The following is a 22,293-nucleotide window of genomic DNA, read 5'->3' on the forward strand; positions in this document are numbered from 1 at the left end:
GGTATACGCATCGCATGTCCCCGCTCCCCCGCCCGCTCCGATGACCCGCACCGCGCCCCGCGAAACCGACGACGAACTCGACGCGCGGATGCTGTCGACGTTGAATCATGTGTTCGGCCTGTCGTCGTTCCGCGGCCAGCAGGAAGCGATCGTGCGGCATGTCGCCGATGGCGGCGATGCGTTGGTGCTGATGCCGACCGGCGGCGGCAAGTCGCTGTGCTACCAACTGCCGGCGCTGCTGCGCGACGGCTGCGGCGTGGTGGTGTCGCCGCTGATCGCGCTGATGCGCGACCAGGTGGCAGGGCTGCTGGAAAGCGGCGTGCGCGCCGCGGCGCTGAATTCGACCTTGTCTTACGACGAGGCGAACGCAATCGAGCAACAACTGCTGAAGGGCGAGCTCGATCTGCTCTATGTCGCGCCGGAGCGATTGCTGACACCTCGCTGCCTCGGCCTGTTGGCGCGGGCGAAGATCGCGCTGTTCGCGATCGACGAGGCGCATTGCGTCTCGCAATGGGGCCACGACTTCCGGCCCGAATATGTCGGCCTGTCGGCGATCGCCGAGAAGTTTCCGAACGTGCCGCGGATCGCGCTGACCGCGACCGCCGATGCGCTGACCCGCCGCGAGATCGCCGAGCGGCTGGTGCTGACGGACGCACCGTGCTTCGTGTCGAGCTTCGACCGGCCCAACATCCGCTACAGCATCGTCGACAAGCAGAACGCGCCGGCGCAGCTCAAGGCCTTCATCGACGATCGCCACCGCGGCCATTCCGGCGTGGTGTATTGCCTGTCGCGCGCCAAGGTCGAGGACATCGCCGAGACGCTGAGCAAATCCGGCCTCACCGCGCTGCCGTATCACGCCGGCCTGCCGCCGGAGGTGCGCGCGCGCAATCAGGATCGCTTCCTCAACGAAGACGGTATCGTGATCGTCGCCACCATCGCGTTCGGCATGGGCATCGACAAGCCGGACGTGCGGTTCGTCGCGCATCTCGATCTGCCCAAGAGCATCGAGGCCTATTACCAGGAGACCGGACGCGCCGGCCGCGACGGCAAGCCGTCCGAGGCGTGGATGGCCTACGGGCTCAGCGACATCGTCCAGCAGCGCCGGATGATCGACGAGAGCAGCGGCTCCGACGCCTTCAAGCGGGTTTCGATGGGCAAGCTGGATGCGCTGGTGGGCCTTTGCGAATCCACCGGCTGTCGCCGCACCCGACTGCTCGGCTATTTCGGCGAGACGGCGCAGCACGAGAGCTGCGGCAATTGCGACAACTGCCTCACCCCGCCGAAGGTGATCGACGGCACCGTGCCGGCACAGAAGCTGCTGTCCTGCGCCTATCGCACCGGGCAGCGGTTCGGCGCCCAGCACCTGATCGACGTGCTGCTCGGGCGGCTGACCGATCGCGTCACTCAATTCGGCCACGACAAGCTGTCGGTGTTCGGCATCGGCGGCGAGTTTGGCGAGAAACAATGGCGCGCGGTGATCCGCCAACTGGTGTCGCTCGGCCATCTGGCACCGGACAGCGAGGCGTTCGGCGCCTTGAAGCTGACCGAGACCTCCCGGGCGGTGCTCAAGGGGGAAACCCAGGTGATGCTGCGCGAACAGACCGGCCGGCCGCCGCGAGCAAAATCCCGCCGCGGCGATCTGGCCGGCGGCGCGTCGCGCGAGACCAGCGGCGATCCAGAGCTGTTTGCCGCGCTGAAAGCGTGGCGATCTGAAGTGGCCAAGGCGCGCGGCGTGCCGGCCTATGTGGTGCTGCACGATGCCACTATCGATGGACTGGCCGCGGCAAAGCCGCGAACGCTGGACGAGATGCGGGGCATTCCGGGCATTGGCGACAAAAAGCTCGAGCATTACGGCGCCGCGCTACTGGCAGTTATCGGCGAACGGCGCCAGTCGTAGCGGCGAGGGACTGCTCCAGATCCTGCTGCCTGGTCCAGATCCTGCAAAGGATCTCCCGACGGACTTCAGGAGGTGTCGCGATGCCGCTTTACGGTTTCCATTGTAAGCAATGCGACAAGGACAGCGAATTGCTGGTCGGTTTCGACGACAAGCCGCCCTGCCCGGCCTGCGGCAGCCGGCGGATGGAGCGACTGGTGTCGCGCCCGGCAGCGCCCGGCAAGAGCAAGAGTCTGATCAAAGCCGCACGCGCCCAAGCGGCACGCGAGGGGCACTTCTCGAACTACAGCCGTAACGAGCGTCGCGGCTGATCTGGGTTCGAGTCGGGCACGGGTGACCGGTCGGATCAACAGACTGAATCAGACGACGACCCTTGATCAGACGCACTGAGCCCGGTCGCACAGAGCGAACCGGGCCCGCACACGCCTGCGATCAGTCGGCGTCATAGCCATAGGCGTCATTATAGTCGTATGCGCGGTAGCCAGCGCTCCAGGCGCTGTAGCGAGGATTCGCCACGCAGTTGCCGCCCGCGCCCTGCGCTGCGTAGCGGCAGGCTTCGAAGCTGACGAAACTGCAGTTGCCGGGATATCCCTGCTGCGCGCCCTGCTTGCAGTACGGATACTCCACCTGCGCCATCGCGGGCTTGGCAGTCATCAGTTGCGCGGCACCCACTGCGCCGAGCGCCATCGCGGTCAAGGCCAGAGCTTTCATCGTGATGTCTCCTGTGTTGCGGGGCACGTCACCGTGCCGTCATGAGTTGCCAACGACACACCGCAACCAACGTTCCAGCGCCCGGCCGGTGCCGCGTTGTCGCATGCCCGCATTCGGATCCGTCGAATTGCGCCTGGGTCCTGGCGATGGCACAAGCTCGGGTCGAAGCAGACGAGAAATGCGTGCGCACGGCGGTCAATTGCCACCGTGCGAAAAATCAACGAGTGCGGGGGAATCCGCACCTTTCGGGAGAGAAGCGATGCCGCAAGCGATCGAGGCGCCGGGAGTGGTGACTCCGTTCGACGGAATGGATGTGCCGTGGCTTTTGAAGCTGCACGCCGAAGCGCGGCGCGCGCATCCGTTCGTGATCTGGGCGCCGTTCGACGGCCCGTCGCGGAGCTGGAGCTACGGCGAATTCCACGACCGCGTCGGTGCGCTCGCCGCCGGCCTCGCTAGGCGCGGCATCAAGCCGGGCGACTACCTGCTGATCCATCTCGACAATTGCGTCGAATTCCTGCTCGCCTGGTTCGCCTGCACCGAACTCGGCGCGATCGCGGTGACCACCAACACCCGCTCGGCCGCCGCAGAAATCGAGTACTTCGCGGAGCATTGCGGCGCGGTCGCCGCCATCACCCAGCCGGCCTATGCCGATCTGGTCGCCGCCAACTGCAAGAAGCTGAAATGGATGGCGGTGATCGGACACGATCCCGGCGCGGCAGTCGCCGCGCAGCCGGTCGCGAAGGGCGATTCGTTCGACAGTCTGTTCGGCGACAGCGCCGACCGGCCGCGCCGACCGACCGATCCGCTGGCGCCGTGCAGCGTGCAGTACACCTCGGGCACCACGTCGCGCCCGAAGGCGGTGCTGTGGACTCACGCCAACGCGTTGTGGGGCGCCAAGATCAACGCGGCACACCAGACGCTGCGCGCCGACGACGTGCATCTGTTGTATCTGCCGTTGTTCCACACCAATGCGCTGGCCTATTCGATGCTGTCGACGCTGTGGGTCGGCGGCACTGTCGTGGTGCAGCCGCGGTTCTCGGCAAGCCGCTTCTGGAAGGTCTCGCTGGAGCATGGCTGCACTTGGCTGTCGACGATCCCGTTCTGCATGAAGGCGCTGCTCGAGCACGAGGTCCCGAAGGCGCATCGCTTCCGGCTGTGGGGCACCGCAGTGGCCGAACCGCCGCCGTTCGCCTCGTTCGGCATCAAGATCATCGGCTGGTGGGGCATGACCGAGACCATCACCCACGGCATCATCGCCGAAGCCGATCAGCCCAACACGCCGATGTCGATCGGCCGCGCTGCGCCCGAATACGCGATCCGCATCGTCGGCGACGACGGCGCCCCGACACGCGTCGGCGACACCGGCAATCTGCTGATCAAGGGCGTGCCGGGACTGTCGCTGTTCAAGGAGTATCTGCACAACGAGACGGCGACGCGCGACAGTTTCGATGAGTTCGGTTACTTCATCACCGGCGACCGCGTGACGCGGCTCGAACACGGCGCAATTCGGTTCGGCGACCGCGCCAAGGATATGCTGAAGGTCGGCGGCGAGAATGTCGCGGCATCCGAGATCGAGCAGGTGGTGATCACCGTGCCGGGCGTGCGCGAAGCCGCGGTAGTGGCCAAGAAGCACCCGATGCTCGACGAAGTGCCGGTGGTCTTCGTGATTCCGCAAGGCGGCGTCGCCGCGGCGCCTCCGGATTTTGCCGATCGCATCACCGCGGCCTGCGCCGCCGCGCTCGCCGACTTCAAGCGCCCGCGCGAAATCCGCCTGGTCGACGACATGCCGCGATCGACGCTGGAGAAGGTCGCGAAAGCCGAACTCCGCAAGATGCTAGCAGAGTAATCATTCCTCACGTCATTCCGGGGCGCGCCGCGAGGCGCGAACCCGGAATCTCGAGGTTCAGGACGAAGCAGTTCCGGGTGCGCTTCGCGCGTCCCAGAATGGCAGGCCCCGATCAGCCGCCCATCGCCACCGGACGGAACGCCTGCAGCAGGCGCTGGTCGATTTTGCCGCCCATGTTTTCCATCGCGATAAACGCCTGCAACGGCGTCTTCGGCGTGTGATTCTTACGCGGTGCCACGAGGGAAGCGAAGATGTCGACGATGGTGGTGATGCGGACGATGTCGGCGATCTGATCGCCGTGCAGCCCATCCGGATACCCCGAGCCGTCGAGCAGCTCGTGATGGTGCAACACCACGTCGAGCGTCTCGCGCGGGAAGCTGCCTTCGGCGACCAGCGCCTCGTAGCCGCGCCGCGGATGCTCGCGGAATTTGCGCAAGGAGTCGCCGTTCAGATTGTCGAGGTTGTCCAGCGCCGACACGTCCACATAGGCTTTGCCGACGTCGTACAGCAGCGCCGCACGGGTCAGGCGGCGCTGATCCTCCTCGCGCATCCCGAGATATTGCGCGAACGCGACCGCAAAGCCGGTCGCGAACAGGCAGAGCCGATAGCTTTCATCGTGATGGCGGCCGACGGTGGCGAGCCATTCGCGCAGCGACGACCGCTTGATCGCCCTGAGAATAGGACCTTCCGCCTGCATCACGTCCTGAAACGTCAGCGGCTTACCGTGCAGCCGCTCGAACATCTTCACCAGCACCTTGTGGGCGGCGGTGACGCCGTCGCTCAGCGCTTCGGCGCGCGCGGTCGCGGTGTCCTCGGAAGGGTCCGGAAACGCCGCGCGGATCCGCTGCAGCAGGTCGCGGGGATCGAACGGACGCGCGATGGTGTCGGTGGCGCCGAGCGCCCACGCCTGCATCGAGCCGTGATGCAGCTCATCGGCGAGCACGAACAACCGAGGCATCGGCTGATAGGCACCGCCGAGCAGCTTGCGCCGAACCAATTGCACGCTGTCCGCGGAACGCAGATTGATGTCGACCACGATGCCGGACAGATCGCGCGACGGCGCATCCGGCAACTGCGCGGTCGGCACGGTCTCGACCTCCGCCACGCTCGCCAAAATGCCCGCAATATCGACACTTCGATCGCGGCGATCGGACGCCAGCAGCAGTCGCCGTCGCGGCGCAGGATTGGTCGCGGGTTGTCGGGCTAACGCATTCATACAGATCACCGGATCGATGCTTTGGGCAGGCAATGGTCATACACTAAGGAGAAACTCGTTCCCTGAGATTAACGGGCGTTGTTAACGAGGCGTGACCGTCGCGGCGTGCATTTGATACAATGTCAAAACCGTGATTATGCGAGGGGTCGCGCTCGGAAGACGCATCGGTATGATGCGCATCAGATGGCTCTTTCGACTAAGACGGAACGGAGACAGATGACCGTGATACCGCCCGCGATGGTTCGTTTGCTCTGCGCCGTAACGATCGTCGCCGGCGCGCTGCTATCGGTCGCACCGGCCTTCGCTCAACAACCCGCGCAGATCGCCCCGCCGCCGTTCACGGCGACGCTGTCCAATACCACGCCGCTCGTGTTCGGCATGGACGCCAACGAGGCCGCGAGCGCCCTCGGCATGCCGCTCAATTATGTCGGCGGCGGCCCCGGCAACGAAACCTATTTGGTGATCCGCACCCAGGGCGGCACCGGATTCTTCGACCGCAAGGACCGGCTGTATCTGCAATTCCGCCACGGCCGGCTGGCCGGCTGGAAGGGGGACTGGGGCCGCAACTGGATGTGGCGATAGCGCCGGTCCGCCCGTCTCGATCGAATCCATCGTCATCACAACGCAGAGGATCGCCCGTGGGACACGACATCACGCTGAAGGCCGCCGACGATTTCGAATTCGGCGGTTATCGGGCCGATTCGGCCGGCACTCCGAAAGCCGCGATCGTCGTGATTCAGGAAATCTTCGGGGTCAATCATCACATCCGCAACGTCTGCGACCGCCTCGCCGCGCAAGGCTACGTGGCGATTGCGCCGTCGATCTTCGATCGCACGGAACCCAACTTCCAGAGCGGCTATTCGCCCGAAGAGATCGCGGTGGCACGCAAATTCGTCGCCAATCCGGATTGGCCCGCGATGCTGCGCGACACCCAGGCGGCGATCGACGCGGTGCGGGCTGTCGGCCCTGTCGGCATCATCGGCTTTTGTCTCGGCGGCAGCGTCGCCTATGCGGCGGCCACCAAGCTGCAGGGGCTGAAGGCCGCGGTCGGCTACTACGGCGGCGCCATCGTGCGTTTCGCCGATGACAAGCCATCGGTGCCGACGCAATTGCATTTCGGTGAGAAGGATTCCGGAATTCCGCTCAGCGACGTCGAAGCCATCCGGTCGAAGCGACCAGAGGTCGAGATCCTGGTGTATCCGGGCGCGCAGCACGGCTTCGGCTGCGACGAACGGGCAAGCTACGACAAGCCGAGCTCTGATCTCGCCTGGCAGCGCAGCCTGGCGTTCTTCGCATCACATCTGAAGTGACTGTGGTCGAAGTCGGCTTCGGGGCGCCGGTCAGAACCAGCGCTCACCGACATAGACCGTGTCGCCGGGGCTGAGCGGGGTGCCGAGCGGCACCACTTCGCGCACCGTCGCGCCGCCTTCGGGATGCGTCACCGTTACATGATCGCGCTGCGCCCGCGGGGTGAAGCCACCGGCAATCGCGACGGCGCTTTCGACGCTCATATGCGGCACATACGGATACTGACCCGGCGCCGTCACCTCACCGAGGATAAAGAACGGCCGATACGATTCCACTTCGACCGCCACCGAGGGCTCGCGAATGAAGCCGCGGCGCAGCCGCGAGGTGATCTCGGCGGCAAGACCTGCGGGCGTGCGACCGCGCGCCGGCACCGAGCCGATCAGCGGCATCGTGATCGCGCCGGCCGCGTCGATCGAATAGGTGTTGGTCAGCCCTTCCTGGCCGTAGACCACGACGCGCAGCCGATCGCCGGCGTCGAGCCGGTAAGCCGGCTCCGGACCATTGGGCGCCGCATAGGCCGTGGCCATCGGCGGAACGCGTCCGCCATAGGCGATGGTATCGAGTGTGTTCTGCGGCTGCACCATGACGACCGGGCCCGAGCGACGCATGCAGCCGCCGAGCGCCAGCGCGGTCGCCACGATGATCATCGATACTTGAAACGCGCCTACTACACGCACTGGAGCCATCCCTCGTCACGAGACGGCTTTGTTTATGACCCGTTAGGGTTAACAAACGGTTTGGGCCGGGAAGCGCGTCCCGCTCGTCCGGTGGAGGCGACATCCCAGCCCCGTGTGCCGCCGCAGACCGTGCGGCGGCAGACGGGTCTGGTTTTCCGTCGACTTAGACCGCGACGCCGACCCCGACCGGGCACGACACGCCTGTGCCGCCGAGACCGCAATAGCCGCCGGGATTCTTGGCGAGATACTGCTGGTGGTAGTCCTCGGCGTAATAGAACGGACCTGACGGCGCGATCTCGGTGGTGATCGGACCGTAGCCCTTCGACTTCAGCGCCGCCGCATAAGACTCACGCGAGGCTTTGGCAGCCCGGTCCTGATCGTCCCCAAAGGTGTAGATCGCCGAGCGATATTGCGACCCGACGTCGTTGCCCTGCCGCATCCCCTGGGTCGGGTCGTGGCTTTCCCAGAAGGTCTTCAGCAGCGTGTCGTAAGAGATCTTGGCGGGATCGAACGCCACCAGCACCACTTCGGTGTGGCCGGTCCGCCCCGAGCAGACCTCCTCGTAGGTCGGATTGGGCGTGAAGCCGCCGGCGTAGCCGACCGCAGTGGTGTAGACGCCGTCGCCGAGCTGCCAGAACTTGCGCTCGGCGCCCCAGAAGCAGCCGAGTCCGAACACCGCCTGCTGCAGGCCTTCGGGGAACGGCGGCTGCAGCCGGTGGCCATTGACGAAATGCGTGCGCGCCGTCGGGATCGGCGTCGGCCGACCCGGCAACGCCTCGGCGGCACTCGGCATCGCGGTCGATTTGCGCATGAAGAACATCGAAGACCCTCCCGGCGCGGACGCAAGCGGCGGGTTGCCGCATGGTCTGCGCATCCATGATGGCGACAGCCGGCCCCAGCGTGGCGCTGATGCAATCGGCTCTCAACTCAATTTCAGGATAGATATAGGCGTCTTCGCAGCGGCGGCGAGATTGTTACGCCGCGGCCGGCCCGTCAGTCGCGGGCATAGCCGATCAACGGCTTGCGCGGGCGGAACAGCAGCATCAGCGCCAGCCCGATCACGCCCAGCACCGCGAAGGTCGGCTGCGTCAGCACAAATTTGGCGACATGATCCCAAACCCAGGGAGCGGTCTGCTCGAGCCAGTCTCGGAACGATTGCTGGCTGGCCTGATGGATGTCGTTCCAGAAATCCCCGAGCTTGGTCAGTTGCACCGAATTGTCGGCAACCGACCGCGCGCCGTCATAGACCAGGAAGATGAAACCTCCGGTCAGAAACAGCAGGCCGATCAGCCGAAATAAGCCGCGGATCATCTCAACTACCCCGATTGCCTCTGCCCCGAGCCGGGCTTACCGGGCGGAACGCCGGAATTCAACCTCACTAGGCCCCGGGCGGCGTGCGATGGCGACGGTTCCGGGTTCCCCCTCTAGAAGGGGCCGGCACTCGGCAGCGCGTCCCCGTTGACGCTGGATAGCACTGCCAGTATAACGCGCCCGATGGCGGTGGGGGCGATCCTGCCGCCGCTGTTCTTTGGGCGGCGCCGCGAATTGTGGCCGTGTCGGCTCCGGGAGCATCTTCAGCAACATCCGGAACACACGGCGTGTCGCATTCGAGCGGCTCCGCCAATCAGCCCCGGCCGCTCGAACAGAGGCCGCTGCAGGATTTGAGAGATCATGGCTAATACGTCTTCCGCCAAGAAAGCGACCCGCAAGATCGCCCGGCGCACCGCGGTGAACAAGTCGCGTCGGACTCAGATGCGCGGGTCGGTCCGGACCGTCGAGCAGGCGATCGCCAGCGGCGACCGCGAGGCCGCCCTGAAGGCGATGGCCCGCGCCGAGCCGGAACTGATGCGCGCAGCGCAGCGCAACATCATTCACAAGAACGCCGCGAGCCGAAAGGTGTCGCGTCTGACGCACAGCATCGCCAAGCTGGCGAAGTAATTCTCACCATCATCTTCGATGGTTTCAATGCCCGGCTTTCGCCGGGCATTTTCTTTTTGGGCGATCGCTCGTGCCGCGCGGCTACCCGCGCTCTCCCGCCTCCGGAGTAATTGCCGAGCAATTGCGAGGCGCGCTCGCTCAAAACTTGAACCGAATCCCGCGCACGACCACTCCACCTGCCTCGTTCCGAAACATCGCGCCGACGAGCGTCAACTCGACTTGACGCGCAGCTCGAAAAACCGCTGCGGCACAGCAGGAACTTTGGCACTTGCGCGACTCGCTTGACTTTCGACGCGCGCTTCCCCGTGCAACTACGCAGTCGTTTGTGACAAGGGTTACCCTGTCCGAGCGCACACGAAAATCTGCGGCGAGCGAACCACTTATCGGCAAAGCGCAGACGACCGTTTGGAAAACGCGCTCACCCGGCGGCCAAAGGTAAAGGATTCATGAAATTCTTTTTGGTACGCGGCCGAAATGTCACGCACCGAGCACACATCGAATCTGTGCACAGATTCAAAATCTTGCCGAAGCGGAATTGATTAGTTGCCTGTTTCATCCGCGCTCGAGGCGAAATCTTCACCCTCCCCTCGGAATCATATCCATTGCAGCGGAGGAGCCGTCGTGGTTTTCATAGTCCACCCGCGACGCCCACGGCTCTTCAGATCAGAGCGGTTTGAGAACCAAGGGCGGACATGCAAATCGGCGGCGGTATGCATGTTGGTGGCTTTTCCAAATGACGGTCGAACTGCAACTCATAGCAATATGAGGCTGGCGAAGCCGTGTCTGAATTCTTGTGGATGCCTTCGTGATGCGAATGGCTTCCAGGCGAACGACGACATCGACGATCCAGCAGCGGGCCGACACGGTCTCGGATAGCATCCGACGCGGTTTTGGTTTTGGCGACGTCTGGCCGCGCGCGAGCGCGGCGAGAGGGGGAGGTTTCATGAGCACCGCATCCGACGTATCATTCGAACCTGCCGATCTTCCGATCGAATTCTCCGCCATCGCGGGACATTCGTTTTTTAATGGTCGTTGCTGCGCTCACGCTCCGGTCTATCCGTCGAGTCCTCCGCTGAGCTGACCTCGTACTCCCATCTGTCCTCGGCCCTGATCTGACGTCGGCTGCTTCAGCCGAAACGGAAGACCATTGGCCGAAATCGTCTCGCTGGTCGCGGCGACGGCGTGAGCCGTCATGGCTCGCCGCTGCGATGGCCCGTCACTCTGGAATTGAAAAGCTGCTGAAATGTCGAACATGGAACAGGATCGCTGGTCTCGCGTGAAGGGCCGTTTGCGCTCGAGCGTCGGCGAGGACGTGTATTCGAGCTGGTTCGCGCGAATGGACCTCGAAAGCGTTCAAGACGAGAGCGTGCACCTGTCGGTGCCGACCCGGTTCCTGAAGAGCTGGATTCAGACGCACTACTCCGACAAGGTACTGTCGTGCTGGCAAGCCGAACTGCCGGAGGTCAGCCGCATCGACCTCACCGTGCGCTCGCCGGTGCGTTGCGCAGCGCCCGCCAAGGACGTCCCGGCACCGGTCGAAAGCCGCCGCGACGAGCAGCGCCCGACTGCCGAGCGCAGCAACGGCGCAGTGCCGGTCTCGGCCAGTCACGATGCGCTCGGCGGCTCGCCGCTCGATCCGCGTCTGACGTTTGCGAGCTTTGTGGTCGGCCGCTCCAACACGCTGGCGCACGCCGCCGCCAAGCAGGTGGCCGAAGGCCGCCGCGGCGACCCGGTGATGTTCAATCCGCTGTACATCCATTCCGGCGTCGGCCTCGGCAAGACGCATCTGCTGCAGGCCGTGACCTGGGCAGGCAATGCCGGCAACGAGCGCAAGGTGCTGTATCTCACCGCCGAGAAGTTCATGTACGGCTTCGTCGCCGCGCTGAAGACGCAGACCTCGCTGGCCTTCAAAGAAGCGCTGCGCGGCATCGACGTGCTGGTGATCGACGACCTGCAGTTCCTGCAGGGCAAGACCACCCAGGCCGAGTTCTGTCATACGCTGAACGCGCTGATCGACGCCGGCCGACAGGTCGTCGTCGCCGCCGACCGCCCGCCGTCAGACCTCGAGAGCCTCGACGAGCGGGTGCGCTCGCGCCTCGCCGGCGGCCTCGTGGTGGAAATGGCGCCGCTCGGCGAAGATCTCCGCCTCGGCATCCTGCGCTCGCGCGTGGTCGCGGCTCGCGCTCATCATGTCAGCTTCGACGTGCCGCAGCCGGTGCTCGAATATCTCGCCCGCACCATCACGCATAACGGCCGCGATCTCGAAGGCGCCATCAACCGCCTGCTGGCCCATTCCAAGCTGAACAATCAGCCGGTGACGCTGGAGATGGCCGAGCACGAAGTGCGCGACCTGATCCGTCCCTCCGAGCCGAAACGGATCAAGATCGAAGACATCCAGCGCATCGTCGCGCGGCAGTACAATGTCAGCCGCTCCGACCTGCTGTCGTCGCGCCGGACCGCCAACGTGGTGCGGCCGCGCCAGGTCGCGATGTATCTGGCCAAGACCCTGACGCTGCGGTCGCTGCCGGAGATCGGCCGGCGCTTCGGCGGACGCGACCACACCACGGTGCTGCACGCCGTCCGCAAGATCGAAGGGCTGGTGTCCAAGGACACCACGCTGTCGGACGAGGTCGAAACGCTGAAGCGCCAGCTTCAGGAATAGGCCGTGCGCCGGCCGACCACTTCCGGCACGATTTTTCGGCCCGAATATCGGGGAAATTGAGCTGACGGCGGCCGCTCACCCTTGCGTCCGCCGCCTAACCACGCCAACCTGCGCCCCCCGCGCGGGTCCGGGTGACCTTGCGGGTGCCAAATTGCCACGGCGCCGCATCAGGCCGCCGGGCCTCTCCAATATAGCCGGCAGCCTCATCACACGATGCGGGCGCGGATCAGGCGGGTTTTGCAATGAAGGTCACGGTCGAACGCGCGCAACTGCTCAAGTCGCTGGGCCACGTCCATCGTGTGGTCGAGCGCCGTAACACCATTCCGATCCTCGGCAACGTGCTGGTTCGCGCCGAGAACGCGCAGCTTGCGCTGAAGGCGACCGACCTCGACCTCGAAGTCACCGAGACGCTGCCGGCCGAAACCGCGACCGCAGGATCCACCACCGTACCGGCCCACATGTTCTACGACATCGTCCGCAAGCTGCCGGACGGTTCGCAGATCGTGCTGGAAAGCGACGGCGACCGTTCGGTGCTGGCGATCCGCGCCGGGCGCTCACGCTTCACCCTGCAGACCTTGCCGGAAAGCGATTTCCCCGATCTTGCCGCCGGTGAGATGAGCCACGCGTTCAAGCTGCCGGCATCCGACGTCAAGCGGCTGATCGATCGCACCCAGTTCGCGATCTCGACCGAAGAGACCCGCTATTATCTGAACGGCATCTATCTGCACACCGCCGCGAACGCGACCACTCCGTCGCTTCGCGCGGTCGCCACCGACGGCCACCGACTGGCCCAGCTCGACCTGACGCTGCCGAGCGGCGCCGACGGCATGCCCGGCGTGATCGTGCCGCGCAAGACCGTCAGCGAAGTGCAACGGCTGATCGAAGACACCGAGGCTGAGATCGGCCTCGAATTGTCGACCGGCAAGATCCGTTTCACGCTCGGCAACGTCGTGCTGACCTCCAAGCTGATCGACGGCACCTTCCCCGATTACGGACGAGTGATCCCGCAGAACAACGACAAGGAACTGCTGGTCGACAAGAAGGACTTCGAAGCCGCGGTCGACCGCGTCTCGACGATCTCCTCCGAGCGCGGCCGCGCCGTGAAGCTGGCGCTGAGTGCCGGCAAGCTGGTGCTGTCGGTGACCAATCCGGATTCCGGCAGTGCGACCGAAGAACTCGAGGTCGAGTACGCCTCCGATCCGCTCGATATCGGCTTCAACTCGCGCTATCTGCTCGATATCGCCGCGCAGATCGAAGGCGAGGTCGCGGTGCTGAAGCTCGCCGATCCCGGTTCGCCGACCCTGATTCAGGACCGCGATTCCAAGAGCGCGCTGTATGTCCTGATGCCGATGCGGGTGTAGGCGGGTCGCTTCAACAGCACCATCGTCATCGCCCCGTTGGAGCCGAATGCGTCATTGCCGGGCTTGCCCGGCAATCCATCTTCTTCGTGTGACCCAAGCGTTGCGGCCGGCGAGACGTCGCAGGATCTCGACGATAATTTTGTCCGCTAGCGCGGACGCTGGATTGCCGGGTCGAGCCCGGCAATGACACCCTCATCATGACCGCCGCCCGCATCACACGCCTGACGCTGACGCATTTTCGGAATTATCGCGGGGCGTCGCTGACCACGACCGCCGATCAGGTCGTGCTGGTCGGCCCGAACGGAGCCGGCAAGACCAACTGCCTGGAGGCGATCTCGTTTCTGTCGCCGGGCCGGGGCCTGCGTCGGGCGAGGCTGGAAGACGTCGGCGGCCATGAAGGCGACGGATCCTGGGCGGTGTCGGCGGAGGTCGAAGGCGCGCTCGGTCTGGCGACCCTCGGGACCGGGATCGAGCCGCCGCGCGGCGAGGTGGCGACGACACGGCGCTGCCGCATCGACCGCGAACCGGTCGGCTCCGCGGCGGCGTTCGGCGATCATCTGCGCATGGTGTGGCTGACGCCGGCGATGGACGGGCTGTTCATGGGCGCAGCCTCGGAGCGCCGGCGTTTCTTCGACCGCCTGGTGCTGGCGATCGACAGCGGGCATTCGGCCCGCGTCTCTGCCCTCGACCGCAGCCTGCGATCGCGCAATCGCCTGCTCGAAGATCATCGCAACGCCGACTCGCACTGGCTCGACGCGATCGAGCGGGAAACAGCGGAGCTCGCCATTGCCGTCGCGGCGCAGCGTGGCCAGACCGCGCTCAAGCTGGCCGCGATGCTCGATGCGCGCGGCGCAATTTCCGCCTTTCCCTCGGCCAGGATCATGCTCGATGGCTGGATGGAGAACGCGCTGAATTCCGAGCCTGCGACCGTCGTCGAAGACCGCTACCGCGCCATCCTGCGCGGCAACCGCAGCCGCGACGCCGCGGCCGGCCGCACCCTCGACGGCCCGCACCTCACCGATCTGGAGGTGATCTACGCGCCCAAAGCGATGCCGGCGCGGGACGCCTCCACCGGCGAGCAGAAAGCGCTGCTGATCGGTCTCGTGCTGGCGCACGCGCAGCTCGTCGCCGAGACCACTTCGATCACGCCGCTGTTGCTGCTCGACGAGGTGGTGGCGCATCTCGACCCCGGCCGCCGCGGAGCGCTGTTCGCCGAACTCGCCAAGCTCGGCGCCCAGGTCTGGATGACCGGAGCGGACCCTCTGGCGTTCGCCGAGATCGGTCCGGCGGCGGCGATTTTCGACGTCGAGAACGGCCGAATCAGCCCGCGCGGATGAGGTGCTGACGCGCCCAAAACCGTCTGCTTCGCGGTTCTTCGCAGCAACCGCCGAAACGGCCTTCGCGAGGCTTGCAGATGCGGCTAAAATCTCTATTTCTTCAACGGGTTGAACGGCGCGACTTTGCGCTGGTGACGCCCCTCCTTTCATGGCACAAAAGAGCGCTTCGCTACGAATGGCGCACGCCGATTCGATCGCAATCCTGAAGGTCCCTGCATGACTGAACCTGCCCGGCAGCCCTCTGCCGAATCCGTGCATCCCGCGCCGGCCGAATATGGCGCGGAATCGATCCGGGTGCTGAAGGGCCTCGATGCCGTTCGCAAGCGGCCGGGCATGTATATCGGCGACACCGACGACGGCTCGGGCCTGCACCACATGGTGTACGAAGTCGTCGACAACGCCATCGACGAAGCGTTGGCCGGCCATGCCAGCCGCGTCGAGGTGATCCTCAACGCCGACGGTTCGGTGACGGTGCGGGACGACGGCCGCGGCATCCCGGTCGACATCCACAAAGGCGAAGGCGTGTCGGCCGCCGAGGTCATCATGACCCAGCTGCATGCCGGCGGAAAATTCGACCAGAACTCCTACAAGGTATCGGGCGGCCTGCACGGCGTCGGCGTCTCGGTGGTCAACGCGCTGTCGAGCAAGCTGATGCTGCGGGTGTGGCGCAACGACAAGGAGCACTACATCGAATTCGCCCATGGCGACGCCGTGGCGCCGCTGAAGGTGGTGGGCGACGCCAATGGCAAGCGCGGCACCGAGGTGACGTTCTACGCATCGGCCGAGACGTTCACGCACATCGAATATAACTTCGCCACGCTGGAGCACCGGCTGCGCGAACTCGCCTTCCTCAATTCCGGCGTCTACATCGTGCTGTCCGACATGCGCCACGCGGTCGAGAAGCGCGAAGAGATGCGCTACGAAGGCGGCGTCACCGAATTCGTGAAGTACCTCGACCGCAACAAGAAACCGATCGTGCCGATTCCGGTGGTGATCGGCGCCGAGCTGAACGGCATCACGGTCGAAGCCGCGCTGTGGTGGAACGACACGTATCATGAGAACGTGCTGTGCTTCACCAACAACATCCCGCAGCGCGACGGCGGCACCCATCTGGCCGGCTTCCGCGCCGCGCTGACGCGGCAGATCACCGGCTATGCCGAGGCCGGCTCCAAGAAGGAGAAGGTGGCGCTGACCGGCGACGACTGCCGCGAGGGTCTCACCGCCGTGCTGTCGGTGAAGGTGCCCGATCCGAAGTTCTCGTCGCAGACCAAGGACAAGCTGGTGTCCTCGGAAGTGCGCCCCGTGGTCGAAAACGTCATCAACGAGGCGCTCGCGGCCTGGCTGGAAGAACATCCGTCCGAAGCCAAGACCGTGATCGGCAAGGTGGTCGAAGCCGCCGCCGCGCGCGAAGCCGCCCGCAAGGCGCGCGAACTGACCCGGCGCAAGGGCGCACTCGATATCGCCTCCCTGCCCGGCAAGCTCGCCGACTGCCAGGAGCGCGATCCGGCCAAATCCGAACTGTTCATCGTCGAGGGCGACTCGGCAGGCGGCTCCGCCAAGCAGGGCCGCAACCGCGAATTTCAGGCCGTGCTGCCGCTGCGCGGCAAGATCCTCAACGTCGAGCGCGCCCGCTTCGACAAGATGCTGAGTTCCGAGCAGATCGGCACGCTGATCACCGCGCTCGGCACCGGCATCGGCCGCGAAGACTTCGACCTGTCGAAGCTGCGCTACCACAAGATCATCCTGATGACCGACGCCGACGTCGACGGCGCGCACATCCGCACGCTGCTGCTGACGTTCTTCTTCCGGCAGATGCCGGCGCTGATCGAGGGCGGCTATCTCTACATCGCGCAGCCGCCGCTCTACAAAGTGACGCGCGGCAAGTCCGAGCAGTATCTGAAGGACGAACGCGCACTGGAAGACTATCTCATCGCGACCGGCCTCGACGATTGCGTGTTCAAGCTGGCGACCGGCGAGGAGCGCGGTCGCCGCGACCTGCTCGATCTGGTCGAAGATGCCCGTGTCATCCGCTCCACGCTGCACAATCTGCACAGCCGCTACAATCGCACCGTGGTCGAGCAGGCGGCGATCGCCGGTGTGCTCAGCCCGCGCGTCACTTCAGACGTGGCGACCGCCAACGAGGCTGCCGCCTACATCGCCCGCAGGCTCGACGCGCTGGCGGACGAAGTCGAACGCGGCTGGATCGGCCGTTTCATCGAGGGCGAGGGCTTCGCGTTCGAACGCACCGTGCGCGGCGTCAAGGAGGTCGCGACGATCGACGATGCGCTGCTCGGCTCGGCGGACGCGCGCAAGCTCGACGAATACGCGGCCGTCCTCCAGGAGGTGTATCCGCGTCCCGGCGTGCTGCGGCGGAAGGATGCCGAAACCGCGATCCACGGCCCGATCAGCCTGTTCGATGCGGTGACCGATGCCGGCCGCAAGGGCGTGGCGCTGCAGCGCTACAAAGGCCTCGGCGAGATGAACCCGGGCCAGCTCTGGGAGACCACGCTCGACACCAACGCCCGCTCGCTGCTGCAGGTGAAGGTGCGCGAGGTCGACGAGGCCGACGACATCTTCACCAAGCTGATGGGCGACGTCGTCGAACCGCGCCGCGAATTCATCCAGGAGAACTCGCTGCACGCGACCGTGGACGTGTAGCGAACCGTCGCGATCCGCAGCAGGACACGCTCCGCCGGCGTCCCCCCACCTATGACGAGGCGTGCCTTCCGCCTCGCTTTCGGGGCGTTCACCGTCGATACGGCTCACCGAGCGTGGCGGGCGCCATTTGGCGCCCCACTAATCCGCCGACGGCGAGCAGCGCCATGAGATAAGGCAGCATGATCAGCAGCGCGTTGGGCACGCCGATGCCGAGCGCGGGGAGCTGGAATTGCAGCGCGGTGGCGGCGCCGAACAGCAGGCAGGCCAGCGTGGTGCCGCCGATCCGCCATTTGCCGAAGATCACCGAGGCGATCGCCAGATAGCCGGCGCCACGGGTCATGCCCTCGGTGAACGTGTGGATGTCGCCGATCGACAGGAACGCGCCAGCCAGCGCGGCCATCAGGCCGGCCAACAGCACCACGCCGTAGCGCACGAACGTCACCGACAGGCCCGATTTGTCGACCGCCTTCGGCTCGGCGCCGGCGGCGTGAATCGCGAGGCCGAGCGAAGTGTAGCGCAGCACCAGCGCGGTGATCACGATCAGCACGATGCCGGCGTAGAGCAGCCAGACCTGCTCGAACACCGCCGGCCCGATGATCGGGATATCTCCGAGCAGCGGCAGCTTGATCTTGGCGAGGCCGGGGATCTCCGCGCGCGACCGCGCGCCGAAGATTTCCCGATGCGCCAGCGTCGTCGCGCCGAGCACCAGGATGTTGATACCGATGCCGGATACGATCTGGTTGGCGCGCAGCGTATTCGACAGAAACGCCTGCAACAGCGCCACCGGCACCACCGACAAAATGCCGATCAGTAGCCCGAGCAACGGATCACCAGTCGCCCAGGCGCCGACGGCGGAAGCGAAGGCCGACATCAGCATCATGCCCTCGATGCTCATGTTGAGCACGCCGGCGCGCTCGCTGACCATCTCACCGATGCCGGCCAGCAGCAGCGGCGCTGCGAGACGAATCGACGAGCCGATGAACACAGCAAACAGCTCCCAGCTCATCGGCGCTCCCACTTTTCGATGAACAAAGCTGCGCCGGCCAGCGTGATCACGATCAGCCCCTGGATCACCACCACCAACGCGGTCGGCACAGCCGCAGTCATCTCCATGTTGATGCCGCCGGACCGTAAAAATCCGAACAGCAGCGAGGCGGCGATCACGCCGGGGATCGAGCCGCGTGACAGCAGCCCGGCGACCAAGCCGTCGAAGCCGTAGCCGGACGAGAAGCCGTCCTTCAGCGTGTACTGCTCGCCCAGCAGCATCAGCGCCCCGGCGAGCCCGCCGAGCGCGCCGGCGGCCGACAGCGCGACGACGATCGTGCGCGTGGTCGAAATGCCGGCGCGATACGCCGCCACCGGATTGAGCCCGACGGCACGCAGCCGCACGCCGAACAAGGTCCTGGCCAGGATCACGCCGACCACGACCGCCAGGATCAGCGTCAGCGGCAGCCCGAGATGCACCGGGAAACCATAATCGCCAGTCAGCAGCGGCAGCTTGGCGGCGTCCGGAATCTCCAGCGATTCCGGCAGCGTCGCCGAGCTGGTCATCGGCTTGCGCAGCAGTGCCGGCGACTGCACGCACCAGTACAGCAGCCACACGCCGATGAACGACAGCAACAGCGTCGAGATCACCTCGTTGGTGCCCGACCTGACCTTCAGCACCGCGGCGATCCCGCCCCACAACGCGCCGGCGATCACCGCCGCCAGCGTCGGCAGGATGAAGGCAAGGCCGAGCGGCAAGCCGGCGACGTGGCCGTACAGCGCCACGGCCGTCGCGGCGATGCCGCCGACAGCGATCTGGCCTTCACCGCCGACATTGGTGAGATTGGCTCGGTTGGCCAGGACGAAGCCGAAGCCGACCAGCGCGAACACGCAGGCTCGATTGAGCGAGGCGGCGAGCGCGTAGGGCGAGCCGATCGTGCCATCGACGAACGCCGCGATCGCATCCGCGACCGGCACGCCGATCACCGCGATCAACGCCAACCCCACCGCCGCCGCGAACGCCACCGCGGCGAGTGGAATCAGCAGGCTCGGCCGCAGCCCGAAGCGCGGCGCAGCGACGGCGGACGGCTTGTCGTCGACGGCCGTCATTGCGCCTGCCCCGCCATCATCGCGCCGATCTCCGCCTTGCGCGATACATCGGCCGCGCAGGTGCCCATGATCCGGCCGCGGTACAGCACCACGATACGATCGGCGACGCTGAGCAGCTCGTCCAGCTCCGACGACACCAGCAGCACCGCGATGCCACGGCTGCAAGCGTCGCGAATGTGGCCATACACAGCCGCGACCGCACCGACATCGAGGCCGCGGGTCGGCTGCGACGCCACCAGGCAGGACAGGTTCGGCAGCGTGATCTCGCGCGCCAGCACCGCCTTTTGCTGATTACCGCCGGACAGGCTGGAGAACGGCGCTCCAGGGCCGCGGGCGCGAACGTCGAAGCGTTGCATTAGGGTCGTCGCTTCCCGCTGCAGGGCGGTGCGATTGAGGAAACCGAACCGCGTGAACTCATCGAGTCGATTGAGATAGATATTTTCGGCCAGACTCATGCCCAGCACGCAGCCGACCGCATGACGATCTTCCGAGACGATACCGACGCCGGCGGCGGTGATCTCCTTCGGCGAACGCCCGGTGAGATCCGTCTCACCCAGATAGTAGCGGCCTGAGGTCGGCGTCACCATGCCGGCAAGCACCGCCGCGAGTTCGCTCTGGCCATTGCCCTCGACACCGGCGACGCCGACGATCTCGCCGCGGTCGACTGTCAGGGTGAAATTGTCGAGGCGCGTCACGCCCTGGCGGTCCCTCACCGTCAACCCGTCGATCTGCAGCGCCTCGACCTTGCTACGCGGCGGCTGACGACCGACAGGTTCGACATTGCCGAGACCGAGCGTGGAAGCCGCCGCGCCGTCGAGCTCGGCAACGTCGCCGTGAATCATCGCGCGCACCAGCATATCGATGTCCCGCGTCGGCGCATCCGATGTCACCACGGTGCGGCCGCCGCGTAGCACGGTGACGCGGTCGGCCACCTCCTTGATCTCGGCGAGCTTGTGCGTCACCAGCACCACAGCGCGGCCGCTGGCTGCGACGCGTCGGCACACAGCCAACAGCGAGGCGATCTCGTCCGGCAGCAGCACCGCGGTCGGCTCGTCGAGCACGAACAGCTGCGGATCGCGAATCAGACATTTGACGATCTCGACGCGTTGCCGCTCTCCGACCGAAAGGTCGTCGATCTTCGCGAACGGATCGAGCGGCAGGCCGTAATCCTCGCCGAGCCGGGCGAGCTGGCGCGCGCATTCTTTTCGGTTCAGCACACCACGACCGCGGCCGAGCAGCACGTTGTCGACCACGGTCATGTCGCCGACCAGACTGAAATGCTGGTGCACCATCGCGATGCCCTGCGCCAGCGCATCCGCAGGACCCGACGGTTGATACGGCGCGCCGCGATACGTCATCGCGCCGCCGTCCGGCTGGTACACGCCGAATATCACGTTACACAGCGTCGACTTGCCGGCGCCGTTTTCCCCCAGGATGCAGTGCACCTCGCCCGGCCGCAGATCGAGTGAGACCTCCGACAACGCGGTGAAGCCGCCGAACCGCTTCGTCACCTCTGACAGGCTGAGAAGCGGCGCGGCAGCGACATCCACGACGTTCGCGAGCGAGGCGCTGCGCATCGCGATCAGCCCTTCAGCACCTTGATCTTGCCGTCGCGCAGATCCTTCATGATCGCATCGAGCTTGGCCTTCTGCTCCGGGGTCGCGCCGCAAATCACCATGTTCGACGCTTCCGGCCCCATCTTCAGGCCGAACTCTTTGTAACCCGGCTTCCAGCTACCTTTGACCGCCTCGTCGATCGCATATTGGACCTGGAAGCCGGTGCCGGTGACCGAATAGGCGACGTAGAGCGGATCGGTGCCGCAGCGATCGGTGTAGCTGCCGATGATGTGCGTCCCCTTTTCCTTGGCGGCCTGCTCCATGCCGCGCAGCCCGAGATTGAGGATGTGGTAGTGGATGTCGGCGCCTTGAGCGATCGCCGCCAGCGTCGCCTCCTTGGCCTTGGCGACGTCGTCGAAATCGCCGGTGAAGTTTTCGATGTATTTGATGTTCGGGTTGATCGCCTTGGCGCCGTTGCCGAACTCCTTGCCGGCGTTGACGATCGACGGAATCTCGAGCCCTCCGACGTAGCTGACCACGCCCGTCTTCGACAGCATCGCCGCAGCGGCACCCGCCGCATAAGCGATCTCCGCCTGCTTGACGTCGTATCCCGCGACGTTCGGCGCGCTTTCGCCGTCGTTGCCGCCGACGATCGAGAAGTGCACCTTCGGGAAGCGCTTGGCGATCTTGTACACCGACGCCTGGGTCTGGCCGCCGACTCCGATCACCAGCGTGTTCTTGCTGGCGAGATTAGTCAGCGCTTGGTCCATGTCGGCGTAGTTGATGTTCTCGATCATCTGTACCTTGATCTTGTCGCCGTATTTCTTCTCGGCGGCCATCAGCCCGTCGTAGGACGATTCCATCCAACCCTTGTCGGACTTCGAGCCGGGGATCAGGATTCCGACCTTGAGTGGGTCGGCGTGAGCAAGGCTTGCGGAGAGCGCCAGCGCGCCGCCGAGCAGCGCAGCCTGGAGAACGGAACGGCGTGACCTCATGAAGACCCTCGTTGCGGTGGTGAAGAACGTCCGGCTTCAT

General features: G+C 65.5%; 19 protein-coding genes. 10 read left to right on the forward strand and 9 right to left on the reverse strand.

Annotation, left to right across the window (positions count from 1 at the left end):
• The first annotated feature begins 40 nt into the window (after positions 1–40).
• Both recQ and DY468_RS04295 read left to right on the forward strand, forming a co-directional pair.
• Positions 41–1,897 carry a DNA helicase RecQ gene (gene recQ / locus DY468_RS04290; protein ID WP_164602701.1) on the forward strand — a complete coding sequence of 619 codons (1,857 nt, stop codon included), beginning with the start codon at positions 41–43 and terminating at the stop codon, positions 1,895–1,897.
• Positions 1,898–1,977: 80 nt separating this feature from the next.
• Positions 1,978–2,205 (forward strand): FmdB family zinc ribbon protein, encoded by a 228-nt coding sequence (locus DY468_RS04295; RefSeq protein WP_164602703.1) that lies wholly within the window; start codon positions 1,978–1,980, stop codon positions 2,203–2,205.
• A gap of 121 nt (positions 2,206–2,326) precedes the next feature.
• Here DY468_RS04295 and DY468_RS04300 read toward each other — a convergent pair whose 3' ends face one another.
• Positions 2,327–2,605 carry a DUF3551 domain-containing protein gene (locus tag DY468_RS04300; RefSeq protein ID WP_164602705.1) on the reverse strand — a complete coding sequence of 93 codons (279 nt, stop codon included), beginning with the start codon at positions 2,603–2,605 and terminating at the stop codon, positions 2,327–2,329.
• A 259-nt stretch (positions 2,606–2,864) separates the two neighbouring features.
• Between DY468_RS04300 and DY468_RS04305 the strand changes: the two genes are divergently transcribed.
• Entirely contained in the window at positions 2,865–4,451 is a 1,587-nt protein-coding gene (locus DY468_RS04305) for an AMP-binding protein (protein WP_164602707.1), read from the forward strand.
• A gap of 112 nt (positions 4,452–4,563) precedes the next feature.
• Here the strand turns inward: DY468_RS04305 and DY468_RS04310 are convergent, their stop codons facing one another.
• Positions 4,564–5,667 (reverse strand): HD domain-containing phosphohydrolase, encoded by a 1,104-nt coding sequence (locus tag DY468_RS04310; protein ID WP_164602709.1) that lies wholly within the window; start codon positions 5,665–5,667, stop codon positions 4,564–4,566.
• A gap of 216 nt (positions 5,668–5,883) precedes the next feature.
• On the opposite strand from DY468_RS04310, the gene DY468_RS04315 reads away from it, so the two are divergent.
• On the forward strand, positions 5,884–6,249 hold the full coding sequence (locus DY468_RS04315; protein ID WP_502706209.1) for a hypothetical protein: 366 nt from the start codon (positions 5,884–5,886) through the stop codon (positions 6,247–6,249).
• A 56-nt stretch (positions 6,250–6,305) separates the two neighbouring features.
• Entirely contained in the window at positions 6,306–6,977 is a 672-nt protein-coding gene (locus DY468_RS04320) for a dienelactone hydrolase family protein (protein WP_164602711.1), read from the forward strand.
• A 30-nt stretch (positions 6,978–7,007) separates the two neighbouring features.
• Here the strand turns inward: DY468_RS04320 and DY468_RS04325 are convergent, their stop codons facing one another.
• The 3 genes from DY468_RS04325 to DY468_RS04335 all read right to left on the reverse strand — a co-directional run bounded on the left by DY468_RS04325 (position 7,008) and on the right by DY468_RS04335 (position 8,963).
• Positions 7,008–7,652, reverse strand: a complete 645-nt coding sequence (locus DY468_RS04325) for a polysaccharide biosynthesis/export family protein (protein ID WP_164602713.1) — start codon at positions 7,650–7,652, stop codon at positions 7,008–7,010.
• A 163-nt stretch (positions 7,653–7,815) separates the two neighbouring features.
• Complete coding sequence (gene msrA, locus DY468_RS04330) at positions 7,816–8,472, reverse strand: peptide-methionine (S)-S-oxide reductase MsrA (RefSeq protein WP_164602715.1); 657 nt, start codon at positions 8,470–8,472, stop codon at positions 7,816–7,818.
• A gap of 173 nt (positions 8,473–8,645) precedes the next feature.
• Positions 8,646–8,963, reverse strand: coding sequence for a hypothetical protein (locus DY468_RS04335; protein WP_164602717.1), 318 nt, complete (start codon positions 8,961–8,963; stop codon positions 8,646–8,648).
• A 360-nt stretch (positions 8,964–9,323) separates the two neighbouring features.
• Between DY468_RS04335 and rpsT the strand changes: the two genes are divergently transcribed.
• The 5 genes from rpsT (at position 9,324) to gyrB (ending at position 17,608) form a co-directional block, all read left to right on the forward strand.
• Positions 9,324–9,590 (forward strand): 30S ribosomal protein S20, encoded by a 267-nt coding sequence (gene rpsT, locus DY468_RS04340; RefSeq protein WP_164602720.1) that lies wholly within the window; start codon positions 9,324–9,326, stop codon positions 9,588–9,590.
• Positions 9,591–10,833: 1,243 nt separating this feature from the next.
• Positions 10,834–12,252 (forward strand): chromosomal replication initiator protein DnaA, encoded by a 1,419-nt coding sequence (gene dnaA, locus DY468_RS04345; protein ID WP_164602722.1) that lies wholly within the window; start codon positions 10,834–10,836, stop codon positions 12,250–12,252.
• Positions 12,253–12,494: 242 nt separating this feature from the next.
• Complete coding sequence (gene dnaN / locus DY468_RS04350; protein WP_164602724.1) at positions 12,495–13,613, forward strand: DNA polymerase III subunit beta; 1,119 nt, start codon at positions 12,495–12,497, stop codon at positions 13,611–13,613.
• A gap of 197 nt (positions 13,614–13,810) precedes the next feature.
• On the forward strand, positions 13,811–14,950 hold the full coding sequence (gene recF / locus DY468_RS04355; protein WP_164602726.1) for a DNA replication/repair protein RecF: 1,140 nt from the start codon (positions 13,811–13,813) through the stop codon (positions 14,948–14,950).
• A gap of 216 nt (positions 14,951–15,166) precedes the next feature.
• Positions 15,167–17,608: a DNA topoisomerase (ATP-hydrolyzing) subunit B gene (gene gyrB / locus DY468_RS04360; protein WP_164602728.1), complete on the forward strand. Its 2,442-nt coding sequence runs from the start codon at positions 15,167–15,169 to the stop codon at positions 17,606–17,608.
• A gap of 88 nt (positions 17,609–17,696) precedes the next feature.
• Here gyrB and DY468_RS04365 read toward each other — a convergent pair whose 3' ends face one another.
• The 4 genes from DY468_RS04365 to DY468_RS04380 are packed head-to-tail and all read right to left on the reverse strand — an operon-like array spanning position 17,697 to position 22,253.
• Positions 17,697–18,614 carry an ABC transporter permease gene (locus DY468_RS04365; RefSeq protein WP_164602731.1) on the reverse strand — a complete coding sequence of 306 codons (918 nt, stop codon included), beginning with the start codon at positions 18,612–18,614 and terminating at the stop codon, positions 17,697–17,699.
• Positions 18,611–19,702 (reverse strand): ABC transporter permease, encoded by a 1,092-nt coding sequence (locus DY468_RS04370; RefSeq protein ID WP_164602733.1) that lies wholly within the window; start codon positions 19,700–19,702, stop codon positions 18,611–18,613. The genes DY468_RS04365 and DY468_RS04370 overlap by 4 nt, the downstream gene beginning before the upstream one ends.
• Positions 19,699–21,279: an ABC transporter ATP-binding protein gene (locus DY468_RS04375; protein WP_164602734.1), complete on the reverse strand. Its 1,581-nt coding sequence runs from the start codon at positions 21,277–21,279 to the stop codon at positions 19,699–19,701. The genes DY468_RS04370 and DY468_RS04375 overlap by 4 nt, the downstream gene beginning before the upstream one ends.
• Before the next feature lie 5 nt (positions 21,280–21,284).
• Complete coding sequence (locus DY468_RS04380; RefSeq protein ID WP_164602736.1) at positions 21,285–22,253, reverse strand: BMP family protein; 969 nt, start codon at positions 22,251–22,253, stop codon at positions 21,285–21,287.
• Between the last annotated feature and the right edge of the window lie 40 nt (positions 22,254–22,293).

This window comes from Rhodopseudomonas sp. BR0M22 (assembly GCF_010907035.1).
In the GTDB taxonomy this organism is placed as follows: domain Bacteria; phylum Pseudomonadota; class Alphaproteobacteria; order Rhizobiales; family Xanthobacteraceae; genus Rhodopseudomonas.